The organism is Escherichia sp. MOD1-EC5950 (assembly GCF_002965345.1).
Classification (GTDB): domain Bacteria; phylum Pseudomonadota; class Gammaproteobacteria; order Enterobacterales; family Enterobacteriaceae; genus Escherichia; species Escherichia marmotae.
Map to the genome: position 1 here is coordinate 56713 of NZ_PTSR01000001.1, position 25309 is coordinate 82021.

Annotated in this window: 24 protein-coding genes and 1 pseudogene; 17 read left to right on the forward strand and 8 right to left on the reverse strand. The window is 51.9% G+C overall.

Going from position 1 to position 25309, the window contains the following annotated elements; translation table 11 throughout:
* The first annotated feature begins 40 nt into the window (after window positions 1–40).
* The 4 genes from parC to BEA93_RS00350 all read left to right on the forward strand — a co-directional run bounded on the left by parC (window position 41) and on the right by BEA93_RS00350 (window position 7079).
* Window positions 41–2299, forward strand: coding sequence for a DNA topoisomerase IV subunit A (gene parC, locus BEA93_RS00335; protein WP_001281917.1), 2259 nt, complete (start codon window positions 41–43; stop codon window positions 2297–2299).
* 228 nt (window positions 2300–2527) lie between these two features.
* Window positions 2528–3265 carry a 1-acylglycerol-3-phosphate O-acyltransferase gene (plsC, locus tag BEA93_RS00340; protein WP_000965727.1) on the forward strand — a complete coding sequence of 246 codons (738 nt, stop codon included), beginning with the start codon at window positions 2528–2530 and terminating at the stop codon, window positions 3263–3265.
* A gap of 71 nt (window positions 3266–3336) precedes the next feature.
* Window positions 3337–4749 (forward strand): cell division protein FtsP, encoded by a 1413-nt coding sequence (gene ftsP, locus BEA93_RS00345; protein ID WP_001517107.1) that lies wholly within the window; start codon window positions 3337–3339, stop codon window positions 4747–4749.
* A 110-nt stretch (window positions 4750–4859) separates the two neighbouring features.
* Window positions 4860–7079 carry a YgiQ family radical SAM protein gene (locus BEA93_RS00350; protein ID WP_105224387.1) on the forward strand — a complete coding sequence of 740 codons (2220 nt, stop codon included), beginning with the start codon at window positions 4860–4862 and terminating at the stop codon, window positions 7077–7079.
* Between the two features lie 44 nt (window positions 7080–7123).
* Here BEA93_RS00350 and yqhH read toward each other — a convergent pair whose 3' ends face one another.
* From yqhH to yqhD, 4 genes are all read right to left on the reverse strand, one after another.
* Window positions 7124–7381: a lipoprotein YqhH gene (gene yqhH / locus BEA93_RS00355; protein ID WP_001517105.1), complete on the reverse strand. Its 258-nt coding sequence runs from the start codon at window positions 7379–7381 to the stop codon at window positions 7124–7126.
* 35 nt (window positions 7382–7416) lie between these two features.
* Entirely contained in the window at window positions 7417–8346 is a 930-nt protein-coding gene (locus tag BEA93_RS00360; RefSeq protein ID WP_016249217.1) for a YbjP/YqhG family protein, read from the reverse strand.
* A 199-nt stretch (window positions 8347–8545) separates the two neighbouring features.
* Window positions 8546–9373 (reverse strand): 2,5-didehydrogluconate reductase DkgA, encoded by an 828-nt coding sequence (gene dkgA, locus BEA93_RS00365; protein WP_000184343.1) that lies wholly within the window; start codon window positions 9371–9373, stop codon window positions 8546–8548.
* A 103-nt stretch (window positions 9374–9476) separates the two neighbouring features.
* A complete protein-coding gene (gene yqhD, locus BEA93_RS00370) occupies window positions 9477–10640 on the reverse strand; it encodes an alcohol dehydrogenase (protein WP_001058791.1) in 1164 nt (387 codons plus the stop codon).
* Between the two features lie 193 nt (window positions 10641–10833).
* On the opposite strand from yqhD, the gene yqhC reads away from it, so the two are divergent.
* Window positions 10834–11733 carry a DNA-binding transcriptional regulator YqhC gene (gene yqhC / locus BEA93_RS00375; protein ID WP_016249216.1) on the forward strand — a complete coding sequence of 300 codons (900 nt, stop codon included), beginning with the start codon at window positions 10834–10836 and terminating at the stop codon, window positions 11731–11733.
* 39 nt (window positions 11734–11772) lie between these two features.
* On the opposite strand, the gene yghB is transcribed toward yqhC, so the two are convergent.
* Both yghB and metC read right to left on the reverse strand, forming a co-directional pair.
* Window positions 11773–12432 carry a DedA family general envelope maintenance protein YghB gene (gene yghB, locus BEA93_RS00380; protein ID WP_000268420.1) on the reverse strand — a complete coding sequence of 220 codons (660 nt, stop codon included), beginning with the start codon at window positions 12430–12432 and terminating at the stop codon, window positions 11773–11775.
* Between the two features lie 139 nt (window positions 12433–12571).
* Window positions 12572–13759, reverse strand: a complete 1188-nt coding sequence (metC, locus tag BEA93_RS00385; protein ID WP_016262554.1) for a cystathionine beta-lyase — start codon at window positions 13757–13759, stop codon at window positions 12572–12574.
* A gap of 251 nt (window positions 13760–14010) precedes the next feature.
* Between metC and exbB the strand changes: the two genes are divergently transcribed.
* Both exbB and exbD read left to right on the forward strand, forming a co-directional pair.
* On the forward strand, window positions 14011–14745 hold the full coding sequence (gene exbB / locus BEA93_RS00395) for a tol-pal system-associated acyl-CoA thioesterase (protein WP_000527841.1): 735 nt from the start codon (window positions 14011–14013) through the stop codon (window positions 14743–14745).
* 6 nt (window positions 14746–14751) lie between these two features.
* Window positions 14752–15177, forward strand: a complete 426-nt coding sequence (gene exbD, locus BEA93_RS00400) for a TonB system transport protein ExbD (RefSeq protein ID WP_001240714.1) — start codon at window positions 14752–14754, stop codon at window positions 15175–15177.
* Window positions 15178–15503: 326 nt separating this feature from the next.
* Here the strand turns inward: exbD and BEA93_RS00405 are convergent.
* A pseudogene (locus tag BEA93_RS00405) lies at window positions 15504–15681 on the reverse strand (SDR family oxidoreductase); the annotation flags it as partial.
* A gap of 126 nt (window positions 15682–15807) precedes the next feature.
* Between BEA93_RS00405 and BEA93_RS00410 the strand changes: the two are divergent.
* Complete coding sequence (locus tag BEA93_RS00410) at window positions 15808–16302, forward strand: TIGR00645 family protein (protein WP_001517102.1); 495 nt, start codon at window positions 15808–15810, stop codon at window positions 16300–16302.
* Window positions 16303–16341: 39 nt separating this feature from the next.
* Here BEA93_RS00410 and gpr read toward each other — a convergent pair whose 3' ends face one another.
* Window positions 16342–17382 (reverse strand): L-glyceraldehyde 3-phosphate reductase, encoded by a 1041-nt coding sequence (gene gpr / locus BEA93_RS00415; RefSeq protein WP_105224386.1) that lies wholly within the window; start codon window positions 17380–17382, stop codon window positions 16342–16344.
* A gap of 156 nt (window positions 17383–17538) precedes the next feature.
* Here gpr and yghX point away from each other — a divergent pair, with 156 nt between their 5' ends.
* The 9 genes from yghX to hypA all read left to right on the forward strand — a co-directional run bounded on the left by yghX (window position 17539) and on the right by hypA (window position 25307).
* On the forward strand, window positions 17539–18426 hold the full coding sequence (yghX, locus tag BEA93_RS00420) for a YghX family hydrolase (protein ID WP_010378800.1): 888 nt from the start codon (window positions 17539–17541) through the stop codon (window positions 18424–18426).
* A gap of 119 nt (window positions 18427–18545) precedes the next feature.
* Window positions 18546–18833, forward strand: a complete 288-nt coding sequence (yghW, locus tag BEA93_RS00425) for a DUF2623 family protein YghW (protein WP_001059136.1) — start codon at window positions 18546–18548, stop codon at window positions 18831–18833.
* Window positions 18834–19022: 189 nt separating this feature from the next.
* A complete protein-coding gene (hybO, locus tag BEA93_RS00435; protein WP_105224385.1) occupies window positions 19023–20141 on the forward strand; it encodes a hydrogenase 2 small subunit in 1119 nt (372 codons plus the stop codon).
* Window positions 20142–20143: 2 nt separating this feature from the next.
* Window positions 20144–21130: a hydrogenase 2 operon protein HybA gene (gene hybA, locus BEA93_RS00440; RefSeq protein WP_001081870.1), complete on the forward strand. Its 987-nt coding sequence runs from the start codon at window positions 20144–20146 to the stop codon at window positions 21128–21130.
* Window positions 21120–22298 carry a Ni/Fe-hydrogenase cytochrome b subunit gene (gene hybB, locus BEA93_RS00445; protein ID WP_000017694.1) on the forward strand — a complete coding sequence of 393 codons (1179 nt, stop codon included), beginning with the start codon at window positions 21120–21122 and terminating at the stop codon, window positions 22296–22298. Before hybA ends, hybB begins: the two co-directional genes overlap by 11 nt.
* The gene (gene hybC / locus BEA93_RS00450; protein WP_000083056.1) at window positions 22295–23998 is read left to right on the forward strand and encodes a hydrogenase 2 large subunit; all 1704 of its coding nucleotides are present in this window, start codon (window positions 22295–22297) and stop codon (window positions 23996–23998) included. Before hybB ends, hybC begins: the two co-directional genes overlap by 4 nt.
* Complete coding sequence (locus BEA93_RS00455; RefSeq protein WP_001221938.1) at window positions 23998–24492, forward strand: HyaD/HybD family hydrogenase maturation endopeptidase; 495 nt, start codon at window positions 23998–24000, stop codon at window positions 24490–24492. The genes hybC and BEA93_RS00455 overlap by 1 nt, the downstream gene beginning before the upstream one ends.
* The gene (gene hybE, locus BEA93_RS00460; RefSeq protein ID WP_000134011.1) at window positions 24485–24973 is read left to right on the forward strand and encodes a hydrogenase-2 assembly chaperone; all 489 of its coding nucleotides are present in this window, start codon (window positions 24485–24487) and stop codon (window positions 24971–24973) included. The genes BEA93_RS00455 and hybE overlap by 8 nt, the downstream gene beginning before the upstream one ends.
* Window positions 24966–25307, forward strand: a complete 342-nt coding sequence (gene hypA, locus BEA93_RS00465) for a hydrogenase maturation nickel metallochaperone HypA (RefSeq protein WP_000544957.1) — start codon at window positions 24966–24968, stop codon at window positions 25305–25307. Before hybE ends, hypA begins: the two co-directional genes overlap by 8 nt.
* Window positions 25308–25309: the final 2 nt, after the last annotated feature.

Below are 25309 nucleotides of genomic sequence, written 5' to 3' on the forward strand. Positions count from 1 at the left end.
CCCTTTGAAGGCTGGCGAATAAGTTGAGGAATCAGAATTAATGAGCGATATGGCAGAGCGCCTTGCGCTACATGAATTTACGGAAAACGCCTACTTAAACTACTCCATGTACGTCATCATGGATCGTGCGTTGCCGTTTATTGGTGATGGTCTGAAACCCGTTCAGCGCCGCATTGTGTATGCGATGTCTGAGCTGGGTCTGAATGCTACCGCCAAATTTAAAAAGTCGGCCCGTACCGTCGGTGACGTACTGGGTAAGTACCATCCGCACGGCGACAGCGCCTGCTATGAAGCGATGGTTCTGATGGCGCAGCCGTTTTCTTACCGTTATCCGCTGGTTGATGGTCAGGGGAACTGGGGCGCGCCGGACGATCCGAAATCGTTCGCGGCAATGCGTTACACCGAATCCCGTCTGTCGAAATATTCCGAGCTGTTATTGAGCGAGCTGGGGCAAGGGACGGCGGATTGGGTGCCAAATTTCGACGGCACCTTGCAGGAGCCGAAAATGCTGCCTGCCCGCCTGCCGAATATTTTGCTTAACGGCACCACCGGTATTGCTGTCGGGATGGCAACGGACATTCCGCCACATAACCTGCGCGAAGTCGCACAGGCAGCAATCGCCTTAATCGACCAGCCGAAAACCACGCTCGATCAGTTACTGGATATTGTGCAGGGGCCGGATTACCCGACCGAAGCGGAAATCATCACCTCCCGGGCGGAGATCCGCAAAATCTACGAAAATGGTCGTGGTTCTGTGCGTATGCGCGCAGTGTGGAAGAAAGAAGATGGCGCGGTGGTCATCAGTGCCTTACCGCATCAGGTTTCTGGTGCGCGCGTACTGGAGCAAATTGCTGCGCAAATGCGTAACAAAAAGCTGCCAATGGTTGACGATCTACGCGATGAATCCGACCACGAGAACCCGACCCGTCTGGTGATTGTGCCGCGCTCTAATCGCGTGGATATGGATCAGGTGATGAATCACCTCTTCGCCACCACCGATCTGGAAAAGAGCTATCGCATTAACCTTAATATGATTGGTCTGGATGGGCGTCCGGCGGTGAAAAACCTGCTGGAAATCCTCTCCGAATGGCTGGTATTCCGTCGCGATACCGTGCGCCGCCGTTTGAACTATCGTCTGGAGAAAGTCCTCAAGCGCCTGCATATCCTGGAAGGTTTGCTGGTGGCGTTTCTCAATATCGACGAAGTGATTGAGATCATTCGTAATGAAGATGAACCGAAACCGGCGCTGATGTCGCGTTTTGGCCTCACGGAAACCCAGGCGGAAGCGATCCTCGAATTGAAACTGCGTCATCTCGCCAAACTGGAAGAGATGAAGATTCGCGGTGAGCAGAACGAGCTGGAAAAAGAGCGTGACCAGTTGCAGAGCATTCTGGCTTCCGAGCGCAAGATGAATAATCTGCTGAAGAAAGAGTTGCAGGCCGATGCGCAAGCATATGGTGACGATCGCCGTTCACCGTTGCAGGAACGCGAAGAAGCGAAAGCAATGAGTGAGCACGACATGCTGCCGTCTGAACCCGTTACCATCGTGCTGTCGCAGATGGGCTGGGTGCGTAGCGCTAAAGGCCACGACATTGACGCCCCAGGTTTGAACTACAAAGCGGGTGACAGCTTTAAAGCTGCGGTGAAAGGCAAGAGCAACCAGCCAGTGGTGTTTGTTGATTCTACCGGACGCAGCTATGCCATCGACCCAATTACGCTGCCGTCGGCGCGTGGTCAGGGCGAACCGCTTACTGGCAAACTGACGTTGCCGCCAGGTGCTACCGTTGACCATATGCTGATGGAAAGCGACGATCAGAAACTGTTGATGGCTTCCGATGCGGGTTACGGTTTTGTCTGCACCTTTAACGATCTGGTGGCGCGTAATCGTGCGGGTAAAGCATTGATCACCTTACCGGAAAATGCGCATGTCATGCCGCCGGTAGTCATTGAAGATGCTTCTGATATGTTGCTGGCAATCACTCAGGCAGGCCGCATGTTGATGTTCCCGGTAAGCGAGCTTCCGCAACTGTCGAAGGGTAAAGGCAACAAGATCATCAACATTCCGTCGGCAGAAGCCGCGCGGGGCGAGGATGGTTTGGCACACCTGTATGTACTGCCGCCGCAAAGTACCCTGACCATTCATGTCGGGAAACGCAAAATCAAACTGCGCCCGGAAGAATTGCTGAAAGTTACCGGTGAGCGTGGCCGTCGCGGCACCTTGATGCGTGGTTTGCAGCGTATCGACCGTGTCGAGATTGATTCGCCTCTCCGCGCCAGCAGCAGCGATAGCGAAGAGTAATATGCCGGAGGGGGCTTTCTCCCGTTTGCAAGGACTGCCGGATGGAACGTTAAGTCGTCATCCGGCAGCGTAATCAGCCCCAGGAAACGATAAAAATTCCCTTGAAACCGTTGTTTATTCATGCGTTGCGATTAACAATACGCTTTTCCAGAGAGCGGCTTTTAACAATGCCCTAACCTGATTTCAGGTGACGTACAATGCCAGTCTCTCAGATCTTCAGAGGGTGTTATGCTATATATCTTTCGTCTTATTATTACCGTGATTTACAGCTTGTTAGTCTGTGTTTTCGGCTCCATTTACTGTCTGTTCAGCCCGAGAAATCCGAAGCATGTGGCCACCTTTGGGCATATGTTTGGTCGTCTTGCACCGCTGTTCGGCCTTAAAGTTGAGTGTCGCAAACCCGCTGATGCTGAAAGTTATGGTAATGCTATCTATATCGCTAACCACCAGAACAACTATGACATGGTGACGGCATCGAATATCGTGCAGCCACCGACAGTCACTGTGGGTAAAAAGAGTTTGCTGTGGATCCCCTTTTTTGGTCAGTTGTACTGGTTAACTGGCAACTTATTGATCGACAGAAACAATCGTACTAAAGCGCACGGCACTATCGCGGAAGTGGTGAATCACTTCAAAAAACGCCGTATTTCCATCTGGATGTTCCCGGAAGGAACGCGCAGCCGTGGTCGTGGCCTGCTGCCGTTTAAAACAGGGGCATTTCATGCGGCGATTGCGGCAGGCGTCCCCATTATTCCCGTGTGTGTTTCCACAACTTCGAATAAGATTAATCTTAACCGACTGAATAATGGTTTAGTGATCGTAGAAATGCTGCCGCCAATTGACGTCAGTCAATATGGTAAAGATCAGGTTCGCGAGCTGGCTGCCCATTGTCGTTCGATAATGGAACAAAAAATAGCCGAGCTCGATAAAGAAGTCGCAGAGCGCGAAGCCGCCGGAAAAGTTTAAGTCGGCAGTCTGTTTTTGCGGGAATGTTTTCCTGCACGGTATTACTTTAGCCAGTTTTACATGGAGCAAATATGTCACTCAGTCGGCGTCAGTTCATTCAGGCATCGGGGATTGCACTGTGTGCAGGAGCAGTCCCCCTGAAGGCAAGCGCAGCCGGGCAACAGCAACCGCTGCCCGTTCCGCCGCTGCTTGAATCTCGCCGTGGGCAACCGCTGTTTATGACAGTACAACGTGCGCACTGGTCATTTACGCCAGGAACGCGCGCGTCGGTTTGGGGTATCAATGGTCGCTACCTTGGGCCGACTATCCGCGTCTGGAAGGGCGATGATGTTAAGCTGATTTACAGCAACCGACTGACAGAAAATGTCTCAATGACAGTCGCCGGGCTACAGGTGCCAGGCCCGCTGATGGGGGGGCCTGCACGCATGATGTCGCCAAATGCTGACTGGGCACCTGTGCTGCCAATTCGTCAGAGCGCCGCGACCCTGTGGTATCACGCCAACACACCGAACCGCACGGCACAGCAGGTTTATAACGGCCTTGCCGGGATGTGGCTGGTGGAAGATGAAGTCAGCAAGTCGCTGCCAATCCCTAATCATTATGGAGTGGATGATTTTCCGGTCATTATCCAGGATAAACGGCTGGATAACTTTGGCACGCCGGAATACAACGAGCCGGGAAGCGGCGGTTTTGTTGGCGATACGCTACTGGTCAATGGCGTACAAAGCCCGTATGTTGAAGTTTCGCGCGGTTGGGTGCGCCTGCGTTTATTGAACGCGTCGAACTCCCGTCGTTATCAATTACAGATGAGTGACGGACGTCCGTTGCACGTGATTTCTGGCGACCAGGGGTTCCTGCCTGCACCCGTGTCGGTGAAACAGCTTTCGCTGGCACCGGGCGAGCGTCGTGAGATTCTGGTGGATATGAGCAACGGTGATGAAGTGTCGATCACCTGTGGTGAAGCGGCGAGCATTGTTGATCGTATTCGTGGCTTCTTTGAGCCATCCAGCATTCTGGTTTCCACGCTGGTGCTGACGCTGCGCCCGACCGGTCTTCTGCCGCTGGTGACAGACAGCCTGCCGATGCGTTTGTTACCGACCGAAATAATGGCCGGCTCTCCGATTCGCAGCCGTGATATTAGCCTGGGTGACGATCCTGGCATCAACGGGCAGTTGTGGGACGTCAATCGTATTGATGTCACCGCGCAGCAAGGTACGTGGGAACGCTGGACGGTGCGGGCAGATGAGCCGCAATCATTCCATATTGAAGGCGTGATGTTCCAGATCCGTAACGTGAACGGTGCGATGCCATTCCCGGAAGACAGAGGCTGGAAAGACACCGTATGGGTTGATGGGCAAGTGGAACTGCTTGTCTATTTCGGTCAGCCTTCCTGGGCGCACTTCCCGTTCTACTTTAATAGCCAGACACTGGAAATGGCGGATCGCGGTTCCATCGGGCAACTGTTGGTTAATCCGGTGCCTTAATCTCCATACTCGCCCGAGAAGGGCGAGTATGGAATACCTTTCGATTTCTCTTTCGTTCCGGCTTATAATCCCCGGCCTTTGATTATTTTTTTACCATTTCTGGAAGCAAAATGAGCTCTATCTCCCTGATCCAACCGGATCGCGACCTGTTCTCCTGGCCGCAGTACTGGGCCGCCTGTTTTGGACCGGCACCGTTTTTGCCGATGTCTCGTGAAGAGATGGATCAACTTGGCTGGGATAGCTGCGACATCATTTTGGTTACTGGCGACGCGTATGTTGATCACCCGAGCTTCGGGATGGCGATTTGCGGTCGTATGCTGGAAGCGCAAGGCTTTCGTGTCGGGATCATCGCCCAGCCGGACTGGAGCAGCAAAGATGATTTTATGCGTCTGGGCAAACCGAATCTGTTTTTCGGCGTGACCGCAGGCAACATGGACTCGATGATCAACCGTTACACTGCCGATCGTCGTTTACGCCATGACGATGCCTACACCCCGGATAATGTCGCGGGTAAGCGTCCGGATCGCGCGACACTGGTTTATACCCAGCGTTGTAAGGAAGCATGGAAAGATGTACCGGTGATCCTCGGTGGTATCGAGGCCAGCCTGCGTCGTACCGCGCATTATGATTACTGGTCTGACACCGTGCGCCGTTCGGTGCTGGTAGATTCCAAAGCCGACATGCTGATGTTCGGTAACGGTGAGCGTCCGCTGGTGGAAGTGGCGCATCGTCTGGCGATGGGCGAGCCGATTAGTGAAATCCGCGATGTACGTAATACCGCGATTATCGTGAAAGAAGCGCTACCTGGCTGGAGTGGCGTGGATTCTACTCGTCTCGACACTCCCGGGAAAATTGACCCGATTCCGCATCCGTATGGTGAAGATTTGCCGTGCGCGGATAACAAACTGGTGACACCGAAAAAACAGGAAGCGAAAGTCGTTACTGTGCAGCCGCCGCGTCCGAAACCGTGGGAAAAAACCTACGTGTTGTTGCCTTCATTCGAGAAAGTGAAGGGCGATAAAGTGCTGTACGCACATGCTTCGCGTATTCTGCACCACGAAACCAACCCAGGCTGCGCTCGTGCGCTGATGCAAAAACATGGCGACCGCTATGTGTGGATCAACCCGCCAGCCATTCCGCTTTCTACCGAAGAGATGGACAGCGTCTTTGCGTTGCCGTACAAGCGCGTGCCGCATCCGGCTTACGGTAATGCCCGTATTCCGGCTTACGAAATGATCCGTTTCTCGGTCAATATTATGCGTGGCTGCTTTGGCGGCTGTTCTTTCTGTTCTATTACCGAGCATGAAGGGCGCATTATTCAGAGCCGTTCGGAAGACTCGATCATTAATGAGATTGAAGCGATCCGCGATACCGTTCCGGGCTTTACGGGCGTGATTTCCGATCTCGGCGGGCCAACGGCCAACATGTATATGTTGCGCTGCAAATCGCCACGCGCCGAGCAGACCTGCCGCCGCTTGTCGTGTGTGTATCCGGATATTTGTCCGCATATGGACACTAACCACGAGCCGACGATCAATCTCTATCGCCGTGCCCGCGATCTGAAAGGCATTAAAAAGATCCTGATCGCCTCCGGCGTGCGCTATGACATCGCCGTAGAAGATCCGCGCTACATCAAAGAGCTGGCGACCCATCACGTCGGTGGTTATCTGAAGATTGCGCCGGAACATACCGAAGAAGGGCCACTGTCGAAGATGATGAAGCCGGGCATGGGTAGCTATGACCGCTTTAAAGAGCTGTTCGACACCTACTCGAAACAGGCAGGCAAAGAGCAGTATCTGATCCCGTATTTCATCTCCGCACACCCCGGTACGCGTGATGAAGATATGGTGAACCTGGCGCTGTGGCTGAAAAAACACCGCTTCCGTCTCGACCAGGTGCAGAACTTCTATCCGTCGCCGTTGGCTAACTCGACCACCATGTATTACACCGGCAAAAACCCGCTGGCGAAGATTGGTTATAAGAGCGAAGACGTCTTCGTACCGAAGGGCGACAAGCAGCGACGTTTGCATAAAGCGTTATTGCGTTACCACGATCCGGCAAACTGGCCGTTAATCCGCCAGGCGTTGGAAGCGATGGGTAAAAAGCATCTGATTGGCAGTCGTCGCGATTGCTTAGTGCCAGCGCCAACCATTGAAGAGATGCGCGAGGCCCGTCGCCAGAACCGCAATACCCGTCCGGCGTTGACCAAACATACGCCAATGGCGACCCAGCGCCAGACACCTGCCGGAGCAAAGAAAGCGCCGCCCGCGCAATCTCGCCCGGTGAATGCAGGGGCGAAGAAACGCCCAAAAGTGGCTGTTGGTCGTTAAGTTAATTATCCCCGGTAGCAGAATTGCTACCGGGGATATTTTTATCATTCCGCATACATACGCAAGCAGCGCAGGCAATCAAAATAGTCTTGCGCATCAAGGCGTGTATTGGCTCTGTTAGCTTCGGATTTGGCGGCGTAGATCTGCGGGCGTAATGCTTTTATATCCTGCTCAAGTCGGGCGATTTTGGCATTTAATGTTTGTACATTACCCGCCAGTTGACTGACCTTTTGTTCATTGACGCAGCCACTTAGTAAGCTGGTCGCCAGAACAACAGCTCCCACGGTGAAAATCGTTTTCATATAGTGTTCCCTTTTATTTATTATTCCTATTCAACTCACTGCTTTAATCTGGCCGCAGTCTTCGCTTCAATCTGTTTAAGCAAACTTCCGCTATCCGGACGGATGAAATCTGCAATTTCCCACAGCCCTTCGCGCCGCTGTAAAACCAAATCCTGCTCTTCGCTGTTGCCATTGGTCAGCGCAATACGAACATGGATGCGGGCGGAATCAGCGGTTTTCTCCAGTACACGGATTTCATTAATGCGAGAAAATAGCGTTTCTTCGCCAAAACAGATCGGATTATCGTAAATAAATTGCCGCTCGATTTGCATATCTTCATCGGGGTTGCTGTCAGTTTTGAAGGTAGTTTTATAGAAGGCATTAACGGCCTGACGATAAGTGTCGGAAACAACCCACGTCCAGGGCCAGCTATAATCGGCAATATGCTCAAATAGTTCACTGACAAAAGCTTCTGGCTGTTCTTTTTGCAGCGATGCCAGCGTTGCCAGGATTTTTTCATTCTCGCTATTAACTGCCTGCCAGACGCTACCATGATTGCTGGCAATATCGTCAATGACCCAGCGATCATTTTCGGCCACCATTTTCAGCGTTTGTGTGGTCTTTTCTTTATCGTCTTTGAAGGCACGAAAGCGCACAACGGCATCCGCGTGGTCGGCGTCTATTTGGGTAATCGCTACGCTTTCTAACACCAGATCGCCAAAATCCTGACAGTCACAAATCGGATCGTAATCCAGCCAGCCAATATTGCCCGGTAGAGTGAGATTATCATTCAGGGTTAGCACCTTTTGTATGCGTTCAGATGTTATTGCCTGCTCTCCTGTTGCACCGAAATAAGGCGCACTGGCATCCGATTTATAGTTTTGATAAATCAGGCGAACTGTTTGTTCAGCGGTTAGCGATGGTGATTGTGCCTGAGTCGTGAAGCTTGCAAAAACAGCCAAAAACAGAAGAAGTATTTGTCTCATCTGTTTTTTACCTCACCGTCGCGTTTATCCATATTGTAGATGCATTGTTGCTTTAAGAGCTTCCAGCTCCGCATGATGATGTCCTTAAATGTGGCATTTCTGAACGGAGGAGAGTAACAACGGGCGGGAGGCGAGGGGAATAAATGATTTCTGAAAAGTCCGGTAGCGGAACATTACCGCCACCGGGAGAATTTGTGCGTTAGCCGCCGAACTGGTCGGGATCGGGACCGAGGCGTTTACCTTGATCGAGTTTCGCGATTTCACCAAGTTCGTCTTTGTCGAGACGGAAATCCCAGACATTAAAGTTTTCGGCAATGCGTGAAGGTGTGACTGATTTTGGGATCACCACCAGGCCGTTATCCAGATGCCAGCGGATGACAATCTGTGCTGGAGTTTTGCCGTATTTATCCGCCAGATCGCGAATGATTTTCTGGTCAAAGACACCTTTTCCGCCTTGCGCTAACGGGCTCCAGGATTCGGTCTGAATTTTGTGCGTAGCGTTCCAGGCGTGAAGCTGGCGTTGCTGCATCAGCGGATGAAGTTCGATCTGATTAATCACGGGGGGCACGCCAGTTTCATCAATCAGACGTTGCAAATGGTGGATCTGGAAGTTACAGACGCCGATGCTTTTGATTAACCCCTCTTTTTGCAGCTCGATCATTCCCTTCCATGCTTCGACATAATGGTCGATAGCGGGAACGGGCCAGTGCATTAAGTAGAGATCGATATAATCAAGCTGGAGTTTTTTCAGGCTGTCCAGCAGGGCTTCACGGGGACGCTTGTGGTCGTCGTTCCACAGTTTGGTAGTGATGAACAACTCTTCTCTGGCAAGTGCGGCATTTTTCAGTGCCTTGCCGACGCCTTCTTCGTTTTTATAGGCCGCGGCGGTATCAATCGAGCGATATCCCACTTCCAGGGCTTTTTGAATCGCGGTGATTACCTCCTCATTACTTGCTTGCCAGACGCCCAGTCCCAACTGGGGCATGACATTGCCATCCTGTAGCTTAATAACGGTTGGATTAGTCATATGTTCCTCCTTATATGAACTCACCGGAGCAGGCTCCGGTGAGGTGTTGTGAACTTAAGTCTGGACGAAATACCCAAAAACGAAAGTGTGAGGAGGAAAAAGCTTAACGGGCTGCTTCGTAAATGCGACGGCTGACATCCAGCGTAATATCATGATTTTCGCCCAGTTGGGTCATGCCGTGTTCTTCCAGCTTCTTCAGTAATGCCGGGATAGAACTGCCGTCCAGACCGTAGTCGGACAGGCGCGTCGGCACGCCTAATTGCTCGAAGAAATTGCGGGTAGCGGCAATTGCGGCGTCAATACGCTCGTCATCGGAACCTTCGGTGATGTTCCAGACACGTTCAGCGTATTGCAGCAGTTTCGCGCGCTTGGTGTCGCGTTTTTCATTCCATAGCGCAGGCAGGACGATAGCCAGCGTTTGCGCGTGATCCAGGCCGTGCATAGCAGTCAGTTCGTGGCCCAGCATATGCGTTGCCCAGTCCTGCGGTACGCCCGCGCCAATCAAACCGTTCAGTGCCTGAGTCGCTGCCCACATGACGTTCGCGCGCACATCGTAGTTTTCTGGCTCTTTCAGGGCTTTCGGGCCATCTTCGAGAAGCGTCAGCAAAATACCTTCTGCGAAGCGATCCTGAATTTTGGCATCAACCGGTTTGGTAACATACTGTTCTACGGTGTGTACAAAGGCGTCCACTACGCCATTAGCCACCTGGCGCGGCGGCAGGGTGTAGGTATAAACCGGATCGAGCACGGCAAATACCGGCTGAACGTGGGCAGAATGAAACGCCTGTTTGTCACCGGTGGTTTTGCGAGAGATCACCGCACCTGCGTTGGATTCTGAACCGGTCGCTGGCAGCGTCAGCACGCAGCCCATTGGGATGGCACTTTTAATCTCTTTACCACCCGTTTGCAGGATGTGCCACGGATCGACATTCTCAGGATAATTTGCTGCTGCGGCGATAAACTTGGTGCCGTCCAGTACGGAACCGCCACCAACCGCCAGCAGGAAAGTCACTTTCTGTTCGCGAACCAGTTTCACGGCGTTCATCAGCGTTTCATAAGTCGGGTTTGGCTCGATACCGCCAAACTCCAGCACGTCCATGCCTTTCAGGGAATCCAGTACTTGATCCAGAACGCCGGTTTTTTTAACGCTACCGCCGCCGTAAGTAATCAATATGCGGGCATCGTGAGGGATTTGCTCGCGTAAACCGGCGATAGCGCCTTTACCAAACAGAATGCGGGTTGGGGTATGCAGATTAAAGTTATTCATTACTTGCTCTCTTTGCTGGGCCAATATGAGGGCAGAGATCAGTCTGCCTGATGTTTGTCATTGTGGTCGCCAGCGCCGTGGCTCTCAATGCTCATTTCTGCCAATGTCTTGCCTATTTCTCCAGAGTGCTGGAGAAATAGTACAAAATTGCGCACAATCAAATTGCCGCATTAATCCTAAGAAATTACACGATATGAAACGTGAAGAGATTTGCCGACTGCTGACGGATAAAATTAATAATCTGAAAAATAAAGAAAATAGTTTGTCAGAACTGTTGCCTGATGTGCGCTTGCTGTTTGGTGAGAATCCCGGGGCACGTACGCCGGTAATGTACGAGCCAGGCATCATAATTCTCTTTTCCGGGCATAAAATCGGTTATATCAATGAACGAGTGTTTCGTTATGATGCCAATGAATATCTGCTACTGACGGTGCCATTACCCTTTGAGTGCGAAACTTACGCTACGCCGGAGGTGCCATTAGCGGGCTTACGTCTCAATGTTGATATTTTGCAGTTACAGGAACTGTTGATGGACATTGGCGAGGATGAACATTTTCAACCGTCGATGGCAGCCAGCGGCATAAACTCCGCCACGCTGTCAGAAGAGATTTTATGTGCGGCGGAGCGGTTACTGGATGTGATGGAGCGACCGCTGGATGCGCGCATTCTCGGCAAGCAGATCATCCGCGAAATTCTTTACTACGTGCTGACCGGACCTTGCGGCGGAGCATTACTGGCGCTGGTCAGTCGCCAGACGCATTTCAGTCTGATTAGCCGCGTGCTGAAACGTATTGAGAATAAGTACACCGAAAATCTAAGCGTCGAGCAACTCGCGGCAGAAGCCAATATGAGTGTTTCTGCCTTCCATCATAATTTTAAATCTGTCACCAGCACCTCGCCTTTGCAGTATTTGAAGAACTACCGGCTGCATAAGGCGCGAATGATGATCATCCACGATGGCATGAAAGCCAGTGCGGCAGCGATGCGTGTAGGTTATGAAAGTGCATCACAGTTCAGCCGCGAATTTAAACGTTACTTCGGTGTGACGCCGGGTGAAGATGCAGCAAGAATGCGGGCGATGCAGGGGAGTTAAATGCGTTCCCGGCATTGCTGCCGGGAACAGAGGAAAATGTCAGGCGTTACCGTATTTTTTTTTAATTACCACAAACAGCGTGCCTAACAGGCCTGCGGTTAACAGGGCAATTGGCAGGATCATCAGAAACGTCATCACCTGATCTTCATGGCGTTTAACGAACGGGATCATGCTTAAGGCGTAACCAAAACTGGTCACCACGCTGACCCACAGCAGTCCACTTAGCCAGTTGAAAAACTGGAAGCGACGGTTTGGCAGACCGGAAATCCCCGCCATTGTTGGCAGCAGCGTGCGGACAAATGCGAGAAAACGCCCAGCCAGCAGAGCCAGCAAACCGTGGCGGTCAAACATACAGGTGGCGCGTTGATGATATTTAGCCGGAAGCTGCGCCAGCCAGCCTTTCACCGTTTTGGTATTACCTAACCAACGTCCCTGAATATAACTTAACCAGCAGCCCAGACTGGCTGCGGCAGTCAGAATCGCGATTGTTGGCAGAAAATCCATAACCCCCTGGGCAATCAGTGCGCCAGCCAGTATTAACAAGCTGTCGCCTGGCAAAAACGAGGCGGGCAACAGGCCGTTTTCTAAAAACAGCGTGGCAAACATGACAAAGTAAACAACGCTAACAATATGAGGGTCCGCCAGCGCGGCAAAGTCGTGTTGCCAGAGCGCAGCGATAATGTCTTGAATAACAGCCATGGACTTTCCTGTGGAACAGCGTTTAAGCCTTTATTTGCCTATTGTACTCCTGAATCGTCCGGGACGCCTTGATCCCGGACGCAACAATTTAAGACTAATCACAATTAAATGTCTGCAAAATTGTCCAAATTTGGCAATGTTACACAATTCGTGCAAAGCCCGCGTCCAGATCGGCAATCAGATCGTCGACGTTTTCCAGACCAATATGCAGGCGAATCAACGTGCCGCTGAAATCAATCTTTCCTTGTGGGCGGATGGCTGCGATATGTTCCGGCTGATTCGCAAGGATCAACGATTCATAGCCGCCCCACGAGTAGGCCATGCTAAATAAACTGAAGTTATCCAGATAGTTCGCCAGTTCTTCGTCGTTGAGTTTTTTCTTCAGCACAAAGGAAAATAGTCCGCTGCTACCTGTAAAGTCTCGTTTCCAGAACTCATGGCCTTTACTTTCCGGCAGAGCAGGGTGGTTAACCCGCTCAACCAGCGGATGCGCTGCCAGCCATTCCGCAACTTTCAGACTGCTTTCATGATGCTGGCGCAGACGCACGCCTAAAGTGCGCAAGCCACGGCTGGTCATATAGGCGGTATCGGCATCGACCATCTGCCCCATCAGATAAGAGTTCTCCCGCAGTTGCTCCCAACAACGGGCATTGCACACCGCGGTGCCGATCATCGCATCTGAGTGACCCACAAGATATTTGGTGGCGGCCTGAATGGAAATATCGATACCAAAATCGAGGGCTTTGAACAGCACTCCGGCAGCCCAGGTGTTATCAATCATAATGATGGCGTCCGGCACCACGCTGCGCACGGCGGCGACAATCGCCGGAACATCATGCACTTCCATAGTGATGGAACCTGGCGATTCCAGAAATACCACTTTGGTATTTGGCCGCAGATGTTTAACGATATTCGCGCCAATCAGCGGATCAAACCACGATGTCGTTACGCCCAATTTGCTGAGGATTTTGCTACAAAAATCCTGACTCGGTTCGTAGGCTGTGTTGGTCATCAACACATGATCGCCTTGTTCGACAAACGCGAGAATGGAATTGGCAACGGCTGCCGCCCCGCAAGGAAACAGCACGCAGCCTGCGCCACCTTCCAGTTCACACATCGCTTCTTGCAATGAGAAGTGCGTTAACGTTCCGCGGCGGCCATAGAATAATTCACCATTGGCACGATTACGCGTCGCGTGTTTTTTTGCTTCCACACTATCAAAGACCAGCGAAGAGGCGCGCTGAATCACGCTATTTACCGCGCCAAGGGTATATTTTTTGCTGCGTCCTGCATTGACCAGTTGAGTATCAAGTTGTTTGTTTGCCATGTTGGGATTCCTGTTTTTATACGTCTGGATGTCTAAACTAGCATGAATAATAGTGGGCGCATCCTGAAGAATTGGCATAAAGCAGAAAATTTTCGCAAATGGCGTGCTGGTGACTTTTTTACTGCGTAAACGCAAAGAAAAGAAAGCAAAGGTACGGCAGTATGCAAATAGTAATGAGAACGACTATCAATTCGACGTCGTTTTGATATTATTGTGCGCAGATTTTGTGACTTGCGTCCTGGAGATACACAGTGGGTAATAATTTAATGCAGACGGATCTTTCCGTCTGGGGTATGTATCAGCACGCCGATATTGTCGTTAAGTGCGTGATGATTGGGCTGATTCTGGCCTCCGTAGTCACCTGGGCAATCTTCTTCAGCAAGAGCGTTGAGTTCTTCAACCAGAAGCGTCGCCTGAAGCGTGAACAGCAACTGCTGGCTGAAGCTCGCTCCTTAAACCAGGCCAACGATATCGCCGCTGATTTTGGTAGCAAAAGCTTAAGTCTGCATTTGCTCAATGAAGCGCAGAACGAGCTGGAACTGTCAGAAGGCAGCGACGATAACGACGGTATTAAAGAGCGCACCAGTTTCCGTCTTGAACGTCGGGTCGCCGCAGTGGGGCGTCAAATGGGGCGCGGTAACGGCTACCTTGCAACCATCGGCGCGATTTCGCCGTTTGTGGGGCTGTTTGGTACAGTCTGGGGCATCATGAACAGCTTTATCGGTATTGCGCAAACGCAGACTACCAACCTGGCAGTTGTTGCACCGGGCATCGCAGAAGCGCTGCTGGCAACGGCAATCGGTCTGGTGGCAGCAATTCCGGCGGTTGTTATCTATAACGTATTCGCACGTCAGATTGGCGGCTTTAAAGCGATGCTGGGTGATGTCGCAGCGCAGGTGCTGTTGCTGCAAAGCCGTGATCTGGATCTGGAAGCCAGCGCCGCTGCGCATCCGGTTCGTGTCGCACAAAAATTACGCGCAGGATAATGTCCGATGGCAATGCATCTTAACGAAAACCTCGACGATAACGGCGAAATGCACGACATCAACGTGACGCCGTTTATCGACGTGATGTTGGTTCTGCTGATTATCTTTATGGTGGCGGCACCGTTAGCGACGGTAGATGTGAAGGTGAACTTGCCTGCTTCTACCAGCACGCCGCAGCCGCGCCCGGAAAAACCGGTTTATCTGTCGGTGAAGGCGGATAACTCGATGTTCATCGGTAACGATCCTGTCACCGATGAAACGATGGTTACGGCACTGAATGCGTTAACCGAAGGTAAGAAAGATACCACCATCTTCTTCCGCGCAGACAAAACCGTCGATTACGAGACGTTGATGAAGGTAATGGATACGCTGCATCAGGCGGGTTACCTGAAGATAGGTCTGGTTGGCGAAGAAACTGCCAAAGCGAAGTAACGCAGAATTGCCTGATGCGCTGCGCTTATCAGGCCTACAGACTCTATCGCAATATATTGAATTTGCATGAATTTGTAGGCCGGATAAGGCGTTCACGCCGCATCCGACATTCGGTGCTCAATGCCTGATGCGACGCTGGCGCGTCTTATCCGGCCTACAAAATCTATTGCAACGTTTTGAATTTTCATGAGTTTGCAGGCCTGATGAGGTGTTTTCGCCGCATCAGGCAAGAGTTAAAAGCACAATGATGCCCGGTCGCTTCTCACAACCGGGCATTTTTTCAGCCTAAATGCTCACCGCCGCACACGCCGTGCACTTCCGCAGTGACGTATCCCTTTCTCCGCGACCTGTTTCGCCAGACCACGGCTGTAGTTAAGAATCGCCGCTTTCGTTGCAGCCATAATCCAGCAAGTGTGGGCTTGGCTGATACACCTGGATTGACGAAGTGGTGATGATACCGGAGCCTTTCGGTAACAATGGAATCGCTTCCTGGTTAATAAGGTAACCAGGAAGATCCCTAAACGTCGGATTTATGCGACAAAGGATTAACGTATATGTTGATTTGCTGTTGCGTGCTGTTTACTCAATTACGATATACTGTTGCCCGTTTTAACTACACGACAGGAATGTATGGAACGTTTTCTTGAAAATGCAATGTATGCTTCTCGCTGGCTGCTTGCCCCCGTGTACTTTGGCCTTTCGCTGGCGCTGGTTGCCCTGGCGCTGAAGTTCTTTCAGGAGATTATTCACGTATTGCCGAATATCTTCTCGATAGCGGAATCTGATTTGATCCTCGTGTTACTGTCGCTGGTAGATATGACGCTGGTTGGCGGTTTGCTGGTGATGGTAATGTTTTCCGGTTATGAGAATTTTGTCTCGCAGTTAGATATCTCCGAGAACAAAGAGAAGCTGAACTGGCTGGGGAAAATGGATGCTACGTCGCTGAAAAATAAAGTGGCGGCGTCGATTGTGGCAATCTCTTCCATTCACTTACTGCGCGTCTTTATGGATGCGAAAAATGTCCCGGATAACAAACTGATGTGGTACGTCATTATCCATCTGACGTTTGTGCTCTCTGCATTTGTGATGGGCTATCTTGACCGACTCACCCGTCATAATCACTGATCTTATTCGGGCGCGGTTCTCGCGCCCGGTATTAACACGTTATTTATCGGAAGACGCCTGCCACAGATTTAGCTCGCCATCAGCGATATGTTGGTCAATCTGCGCCAGTTCTTCGGCACTAAACAGCAGATTATTTAGCGCCTGTACGTTCTCCTCCAGTTGCTCCGGACGGCTGGCACCAATCAATACCGACGTCACTCGATCATCTTTCAGCAACCAGCTTAATGCCATTTGAGCCATAGATTGACCACGCTGCTGTGCCATTTCATTTAATAAACGCAGACTGTTGAGGTTGGCGTTGGTAAGCATTTTCGGCGTCAGGCCGCGAACTTTGTGCCCTTCACGATGCATCCGAGAATCTTCAGGAATACCGTTGAGATATTTTCCGGTTAACAATCCCTGGGCGAGCGGAGTGAAGGCAATGCAGCCCACACCGTTATTTTCCAGGGTATCCAGCAGACCGCTTTTATCCACCCAGCGGTTCAGTAAATTGTACGAAGGTTGGTGAATTAGCAGCGGAATTTTCCACTCGTGTAGCAACTCGACCATTTTTTGCGTTCGCTCTGGCGAGTAAGACGATATCCCGACATACAGAGCCTTACCACTTTGCACCGCATGGGCCAGCGCCGACGCGGTTTCTTCCATCGGCGTATTTTCATCGACGCGATGAGAGTAAAAGATATCGACATACTCCAGCCCCATACGTTTCAGGCTTTGGTCGAGGCTGGCGAGCAGGTATTTACGCGACCCGCCAGAGCCATACGGGCCGGGCCACATATCGTAGCCAGCTTTGGTGGAGATGATTAACTCGTCACGATAAGCGGCAAAATCTTCCCGCAGCAGACGGCCAAAGTTCTCTTCCGCACTGCTAGGAGGCGGGCCGTAGTTGTTGGCTAAATCAAAGTGCGTAATGCCCAAATCAAAGGCTTTACGCAGGATCGCACGCTGTGACTCCAGCGCGTTGACGTGACCAAAATTGTGCCACAAACCGAGCGATAACGCGGGCAGGCGTAAACCGCTTTTTCCGCAATAGCGGTACTGCATCTGCTCGTAACGCTCGGGATTCGCTAACCAGACCATGACATCTCCTTTCCACTGTTCAATTTCGAAACGATGTTTCTAGTCTAGCGATTTGCCAGGGGAGATCCCGTAGCATCGCTCACAGTGTGACGAAAAACTGGGCAAAAACACGTGCTTATGCTTTGCTTAAAAAAACACCAGTTGAGGAGTGAAACGATGCCGCGTCTGACCGCTAAAGATTTCCCACAAGAGTTGCTGGACTACTACGACTATTACGCTCACGGGAAAATATCGAAACGTGAGTTCCTCAATATTGCGGCGAAGTATGCAGTGGGCGGGATGACGGCATTAGCATTGTTTGATTTGCTCAGGCCAAATTACGCATGGGCGACCCAGGTGGAGTTTACCGATCCGGATATTGTTGCGGAGTACATCACGTATCCTTCGCCAAATGGTCATGGTGAGGTGCGCGGCTATCTGGTGAAACCTGCGAAGATGAACAGCAAAACGCCAGCCGTAGTGGTGGTGCATGAGAATCGCGGGCTGAATCCGTATATCGAAGATGTGGCGCGGCGAGTGGCGAAGGCAGGATATATTGCCCTCGCTCCTGACGGTTTAAGTTCCGTTGGCGGCTATCCCGGGAACGATGACAAAGGCCGCGAGCTGCAACAGCAGGTCGATCCAACCAAACTGATGAATGACTTCTTTGCCGCGATTGAGTTTATGCAACGCTATCCGCAAGCCACTGGCAAGGTAGGTATAACCGGATTTTGTTATGGCGGTGGGGTATCGAACGCGGCAGCGGTGGCATATCCGGAACTGGCCTGCGCGGTGCCGTTTTATGGTCGCCAGGCTCTGGCCGCCGATGTGGCGAAAATTGAAGCGCCTTTACTGCTCCACTACGCCGAACTGGACACGCGAATTAACGAAGGCTGGCCCGCTTATGAGGCAGCGTTGAAAGCGAATAATAAGGTCTATGAGGCGTATATTTATCCGGGGGTTAATCACGGATTCCATAATGATTCCACTCCCCGTTATGACAAATCTGCCGCCGATCTTGCCTGGCAAAGAACGCTGAAATGGTTCGACAAATATCTCTCTTGATGCGTTTATCTCTTACTGGATAACGTCTTTCACATACAGGAAAAAATAGCGTGCGTAAAAGTCGTACTTTGCCTAAAATATCGCTATATAGATTCATATATAGCGATTGGAGATAAATTATGAATAACCATTTTGGTAAAGGCTTAATGGCGGGATTAAAAGCAACACATGCCGACAGTGCGGTTAATGTGACGAAATTCTGCGCCGATTATAAACGCGGTTTTGTATTAGGCTACTCGCACCGGATGTATGAAAAGACCGGCGATCGTCAGCTTAGCGCCTGGGAAGCAGGCATTCTGACGCGGCGTTATGGGCTGGATAAAGAGATGGTAATGGATTTCTTTCGTGAGAATAATTCCTGTTCTACTTTGCGCTTTTTTATGGCTGGTTATCGCCTCGAAAATTGATCAAACATACGTATTATCTTGCTTTAATTAATTACACTAATGCTCCTTCCCCTTCGTTTTAGCGCCCCGCCGCAGTATCATGACAATGATAACCATAATAAATGTGTGGTAAATGGCGCATCGATCGCATTATCGATTTTGCGGTTGAGGCAAAATATATGCCAGGTCTTCGCAACGGAATAACTATAAATGACTGGAGATAACACCCTCATCCATTCTCACGGCATTAATCGCCGTGATTTCATGAAGCTTTGTGCAGCATTAGCCGCCACCATGGGGTTGAGTAGCAAAGCCGCCGCAGAGATGGCCGAATCGGTCACTAACCCGCAGCGCCCGCCGGTTATCTGGATTGGCGCGCAGGAATGTACTGGTTGTACGGAATCTCTGCTTCGTGCAACGCATCCAACGGTAGAAAACCTCGTGCTGGAGACTATCTCTCTGGAATATCACGAAGTGCTCTCCGCCGCTTTCGGCCATCAGGTTGAAGAGAACAAACATAACGCGCTCGATAAATACAAAGGGCAGTATGTGTTGGTTGTGGATGGTTCCATCCCATTAAAAGATAACGGTATTTACTGCATGGTCGCCGGTGAGCCGATTGTGGATCACATCCGCAAAGCGGCAGAAGGTGCTGCCGCAATTATCGCTATCGGTTCCTGCTCCGCGTGGGGCGGTGTCGCCGCTGCTGGGGTTAACCCAACCGGTGCGGTCAGCCTGCAAGAAGTTCTGCCGGGCAAAACCGTTATCAACATTCCAGGCTGCCCGCCGAACCCGCACAACTTCCTTGCGACCGTTGCGCACATCATCACTTACGGTAAACCGCCGAAGCTGGATAACAAAAACCGTCCGACCTTCGCCTATGGGCGTCTGATTCACGAACATTGCGAACGTCGCCCGCACTTCGATGCTGGTCGTTTCGCCAAAGAGTTTGGTGATGATGGCCATCGCGAAGGCTGGTGCCTGTACCACCTCGGCTGTAAAGGACCGGAAACTTACGGTAACTGCTCCACACTGCAATTCTGCGACGTTGGCGGTGTATGGCCGGTGGCGATTGGTCACCCGTGCTACGGCTGTAACGAAGAAGGTATCGGCTTCCATAAAGGCATCCATCAGCTTGCCAACGTCGAAAACCAGACGCCGCGTTCACAGAAACCGGACGTTAACGCTAAAGAGGGCGGCAACGTTTCTGCGGGCGCTATCGGTTTGCTTGGCGGTGTGGTTGGGCTGGTTGCCGGTGTCAGCGTGATGGCGGTGCGTGAACTGGGTCGTCAGCAAAAGAAAGATAACGCTGACTCACGGGGAGAATAACCGTGAACAGACGTAATTTTATTAAAGCAGCCTCCTGCGGGGCATTGCTGACGGGCGCATTGCCGTCTGTCAGCCATGCGGCTGCTGAAAACCGCCCGCCAATTCCGGGATCGCTGGGAATGTTGTATGACTCGACCTTGTGCGTAGGCTGCCAGGCTTGTGTGACTAAGTGTCAGGATATCAACTTCCCGGAACGTAACCCGCAAGGGGAACAGACGTGGTCGAACAACGACAAACTGTCGCCGTATACCAATAACATCATCCAGGTGTGGACCAGCGGCACTGGCGTCAACAAAGACCAGGAAGAGAATGGCTATGCGTACATTAAGAAACAGTGTATGCACTGCGTCGATCCGAACTGTGTCTCCGTGTGCCCGGTTTCTGCGCTGAAAAAAGATCCGAAAACCGGCATTGTCCATTACGACAAAGACGTGTGCACCGGCTGCCGTTACTGCATGGTCGCCTGCCCGTACAATGTGCCGAAGTACGACTACAACAACCCGTTTGGTGCGCTGCATAAGTGTGAGCTGTGTAACCAGAAAGGTGTGGAGCGTCTCGATAAAGGCGGTCTACCTGGCTGCGTAGAAGTGTGTCCGGCGGGCGCGGTGATTTTTGGTACGCGTGAAGAGCTGATGGCTGAGGCGAAAAAACGCCTGGCGCTGAAGCCTGGCAGCGAATACCACTATCCGCGTCAGACGTTGAAATCTGGCGACACTTACCTGCACACAGTGCCGAAATATTATCCGCATCTGTACGGCGAGAAAGAGGGCGGCGGTACTCAGGTTCTGGTACTGACGGGGGTTCCTTATGAAAATCTCGACTTGCCGAAACTGGACGATCTTTCTACCGGCGCGCGTTCCGAAAATATTCAACACACCCTGTATAAAGGCATGATGCTACCACTGGCCGTGCTGGCGGGCTTAACCGTGCTGGTTCGTCGCAACACCAAAAACGACCATCACGACGGAGGAGACGATCATGAGTCATGATCCACAACCGCTGGGCGGCAAAATCATCAGTAAACCGGTCATGATTTTTGGACCGTTAATCGTCATTTGTATGCTCCTGATTGTGAAGCGTCTGGTGTTCGGTCTGGGCTCTGTCTCCGACCTGAATGGCGGCTTCCCATGGGGCGTGTGGATTGCGTTTGACCTGCTGATCGGCACCGGTTTCGCCTGTGGCGGCTGGGCGCTGGCGTGGGCGGTATACGTCTTTAACCGTGGACAATACCATCCGCTGGTGCGTCCGGCGCTGTTGGCAAGTTTGTTCGGTTACTCACTGGGTGGCTTGTCGATTACCATCGACGTCGGTCGTTACTGGAACCTGCCGTACTTCTACATTCCGGGTCACTTCAACGTGAACTCGGTACTGTTCGAGACGGCGGTTTGTATGACCATCTACATCGGTGTGATGGCTCTGGAGTTTGCTCCTGCATTGTTTGAACGTCTGGGCTGGAAGGTATCGCTCAAGCGTTTGAACAAGGTGATGTTCTTTATCATCGCGCTTGGCGCGCTGCTGCCGACTATGCACCAGTCTTCCATGGGATCACTGATGATCTCGGCGGGCTACAAAGTGCATCCGCTGTGGCAGAGCTATGAAATGTTGCCGCTGTTCTCGCTGCTGACGGCGTTCATCATGGGCTTCTCGATAGTCATCTTTGAAGGTTCGTTGGTGCAGGCGGGTCTGCGTGGCAACGGGCCGGATGAGAAGAGCCTGTTCGTCAAGTTGACCAACACCATCAGCGTGCTGCTGGCGATTTTCATCGTGCTGCGCTTTGGCGAGTTAATCTATCGCGACAAGCTGTCGTTAGCGTTTGCCGGTGACTTCTACTCCGTCATGTTCTGGATTGAAGTCCTGCTGATGCTCTTCCCGCTGGTCGTTCTGCGTGTGGCGAAGCTGCGTAATGATTCACGTATGCTGTTCCTGTCGGCACTGAGCGCACTGTTAGGTTGTGCAACCTGGCGTCTGACCTATTCGCTGGTGGCATTCAACCCTGGCGGCGGTTACGCCTACTTCCCGACGTGGGAAGAACTGTTGATTTCTATTGGTTTTGTGGCTATTGAGATTTGCGCTTACATCGTACTCATTCGTCTACTGCCGATACTTCCTCCTTTAAAACAAAACGATCATAATCGTCATGAGGCGAGCAAAGCATGAGCCAGAGAATTACTATTGATCCGGTAACCCGTATTGAAGGGCATTTACGCATCGATTGCGAAATCGAAAATGGCGTCGTTTCGAAAGCATGGGCTTCCGGAACCATGTGGCGCGGCATGGAAGAGATCGTGAAAAACCGCGATCCGCGCGATGCCTGGATGATTGTGCAACGTATCTGTGGCGTATGTACCACCACTCACGCGCTCTCTTCTGTTCGTGCGGCAGAGAGTGCGCTGAACATTGACGTTCCGGTTAACGCGCAATACATCCGTAACATTATTCTGGCTGCGCATACCACGCATGACCATATCGTCCATTTCTATCAGCTCTCTGCGCTGGACTGGGTGGACATCACTTCTGCACTGCAAGCTGATCCGACTAAAGCTTCTGAAATGCTGAAAGGTGTTTCGACCTGGCACCTGAACAGCCCGGAAGAGTTCACCAAAGTTCAGAACAAGATCAAAGATCTGGTTGCCAGCGGTCAGTTGGGTATTTTCGCCAATGGCTACTGGGGGCACCCGGCGATGAAACTGCCGCCGGAAGTGAACCTGATTGCGGTAGCGCACTACTTACAGGCGCTGGAGTGCCAGCGTGACGCAAACCGAGTGGTGGCGCTGCTGGGTGGTAAAACGCCACACATTCAGAACCTGGCGGTAGGTGGGGTCGCTAACCCGATCAACCTCGACGGTCTGGGCGTACTGAACCTTGAGCGCCTGATGTACATCAAGTCCTTCATCGACAAGCTGAGCGACTTTGTTGAGCAGGTTTATAAGGTTGATACTGCCGTTATCGCGGCGTTTTATCCGGAATGGCTGGAGCGCGGTAAAGGTGCGGTGAACTACCTGAGTGTGCCGGAATTCCCGACCGACAGCAAAAACGGTAGCTTCCTGTTCCCTGGCGGATATATCGAAAACGCGGATTTGTCCTCGTATCGTCCGATTACTTCCCATTCCGATGAATACCTGATCAAAGGGATTCAGGAAAGCGCGAAACACTCCTGGTATAAAGACGAAGCACCGCAGGCACCGTGGGAAGGCACAACCATTCCGGCTTACGACGGTTGGTCTGACGACGGTAAATACTCCTGGGTGAAATCACCGACTTTCTACGGCAAAACGGTAGAAGTGGGGCCGCTGGCGAACATGCTAGTGAAACTGGCGGCAGGACGCGAGTCTACCCAGAACAAACTGAATGAAATCGTTGCGATTTATCAGAAACTGACGGGCAACACGCTGGAAGTGGCGCAACTGCACTCCACGCTGGGGCGTATTATAGGTCGTACCGTTCACTGCTGCGAATTGCAGGATATCCTGCAAAATCAATACAGTGCACTGATCACTAATATCGGCAAAGGCGACCACACCACGTTCGTGAAGCCGAACATTCCGGCAACGGGCGAGTTCAAAGGCGTTGGCTTCCTTGAAGCGCCGCGCGGTATGCTCTCCCATTGGATGGTGATTAAAGACGGTATCATCAGCAACTACCAGGCGGTCGTTCCATCCACCTGGAACTCTGGCCCGCGTAACTTCAATGATGACGTCGGTCCGTATGAACAGTCGCTGGTGGGTACACCGATTGCCGATCCGAATAAACCGCTGGAAGTGGTGCGTACCATTCACTCCTTCGACCCGTGCATGGCCTGTGCGGTTCACGTAGTGGATGCCGACGGCAACGAAGTGGTTTCAGTGAAGGTTCTGTAATGCGTATTTTAGTCTTAGGGGTCGGCAATATTTTGCTGACCGATGAAGCCATCGGCGTGCGGATTGTTGAAGCGTTAGAGCAACGATACATTCTGCCGGATTATGTTGAGATCCTCGATGGCGGCACGGCGGGAATGGAACTGCTTGGCGACATGGCAAATCGCGATCATCTGATCATTGCCGATGCCATTGTGTCGAAAAAGAACGCGCCGGGAACGATGATGATCCTGCGGGACGAAGAAGTTCCGGCGTTGTTTACCAACAAAATCTCTCCGCATCAGCTTGGCCTGGCCGACGTATTGTCGGCCCTGCGCTTCACCGGCGAGTTTCCGAAAAAGCTGACTCTGGTCGGCGTGATCCCGGAATCGCTGGAGCCGCACATCGGTTTAACGCCGACGGTCGAAGCAATGATTGAACCTGCGCTTGAGCAGGTTCTGGCTGCGCTGCGCGAATCAGGCGTGGAAGCCATCCCGCGGGAGGCAGCACATGACTGAGGAGATTGCTGGTTTCCAGACCTCCCCAAAGGCGCAAGTACAGGCAGCGTTTGAAGAAATTGCCCGGCGTTCGATGCACGACCTTTCGTTTCTGCATCCTTCCATGCCGGTGTATGTTTCCGATTTTACGCTGTTCGAAGGTCAGTGGACGGGGTGTGTGATCACCCCGTGGATGCTGAGTGCAGTGATCTTCCCCGGCCCGGATCAACTCTGGCCGCTGCGCAAAGTGAGTGAGAAGATCGGTCTGCAACTGCCTTATGGCACTATGACCTTTACCGTTGGCGAACTGGACGGTGTTTCGCAATACCTCTCTTGCTCGCTGATGTCGCCGCTTTCGCACAGCATGTCGATTGAAGAGGGCAAACGCCTGACGGATGACTGCGCGCGAATGATCCTTTCGCTGCCAGTCACGAATCCGGATGTGCCACACGCAGGGCGTCGCGCCCTGCTGTTTGGCCGCAGGAGTGATGAAAATGCATGAGTTGTCGCTTTGCCAGAGCGCCGTTGAAATTATCCAACGGCAGGCGGAGCAGCACGATGTTAAGCGCGTCACCGCCGTGTGGCTGGAAATTGGCGCGCTCTCCTGCGTTGAGGAGAGCGCGGTTCGTTTTAGTTTTGAAATTGTTTGCCAGGGAACGGTGGCGCAAGGGTGCGATTTACATATCGTCTATAAACCCGCCCAGGCCTGGTGCTGGGATTGCAGCCAGGTAGTGGAAATTCATCAGCACGATGCGCAGTGTCCGCTCTGTCATGGCGAGCGGTTGCGTGTCGATACCGGCGATTCGCTGATCGTCAAAAGTATTGAAGTTGAATAACC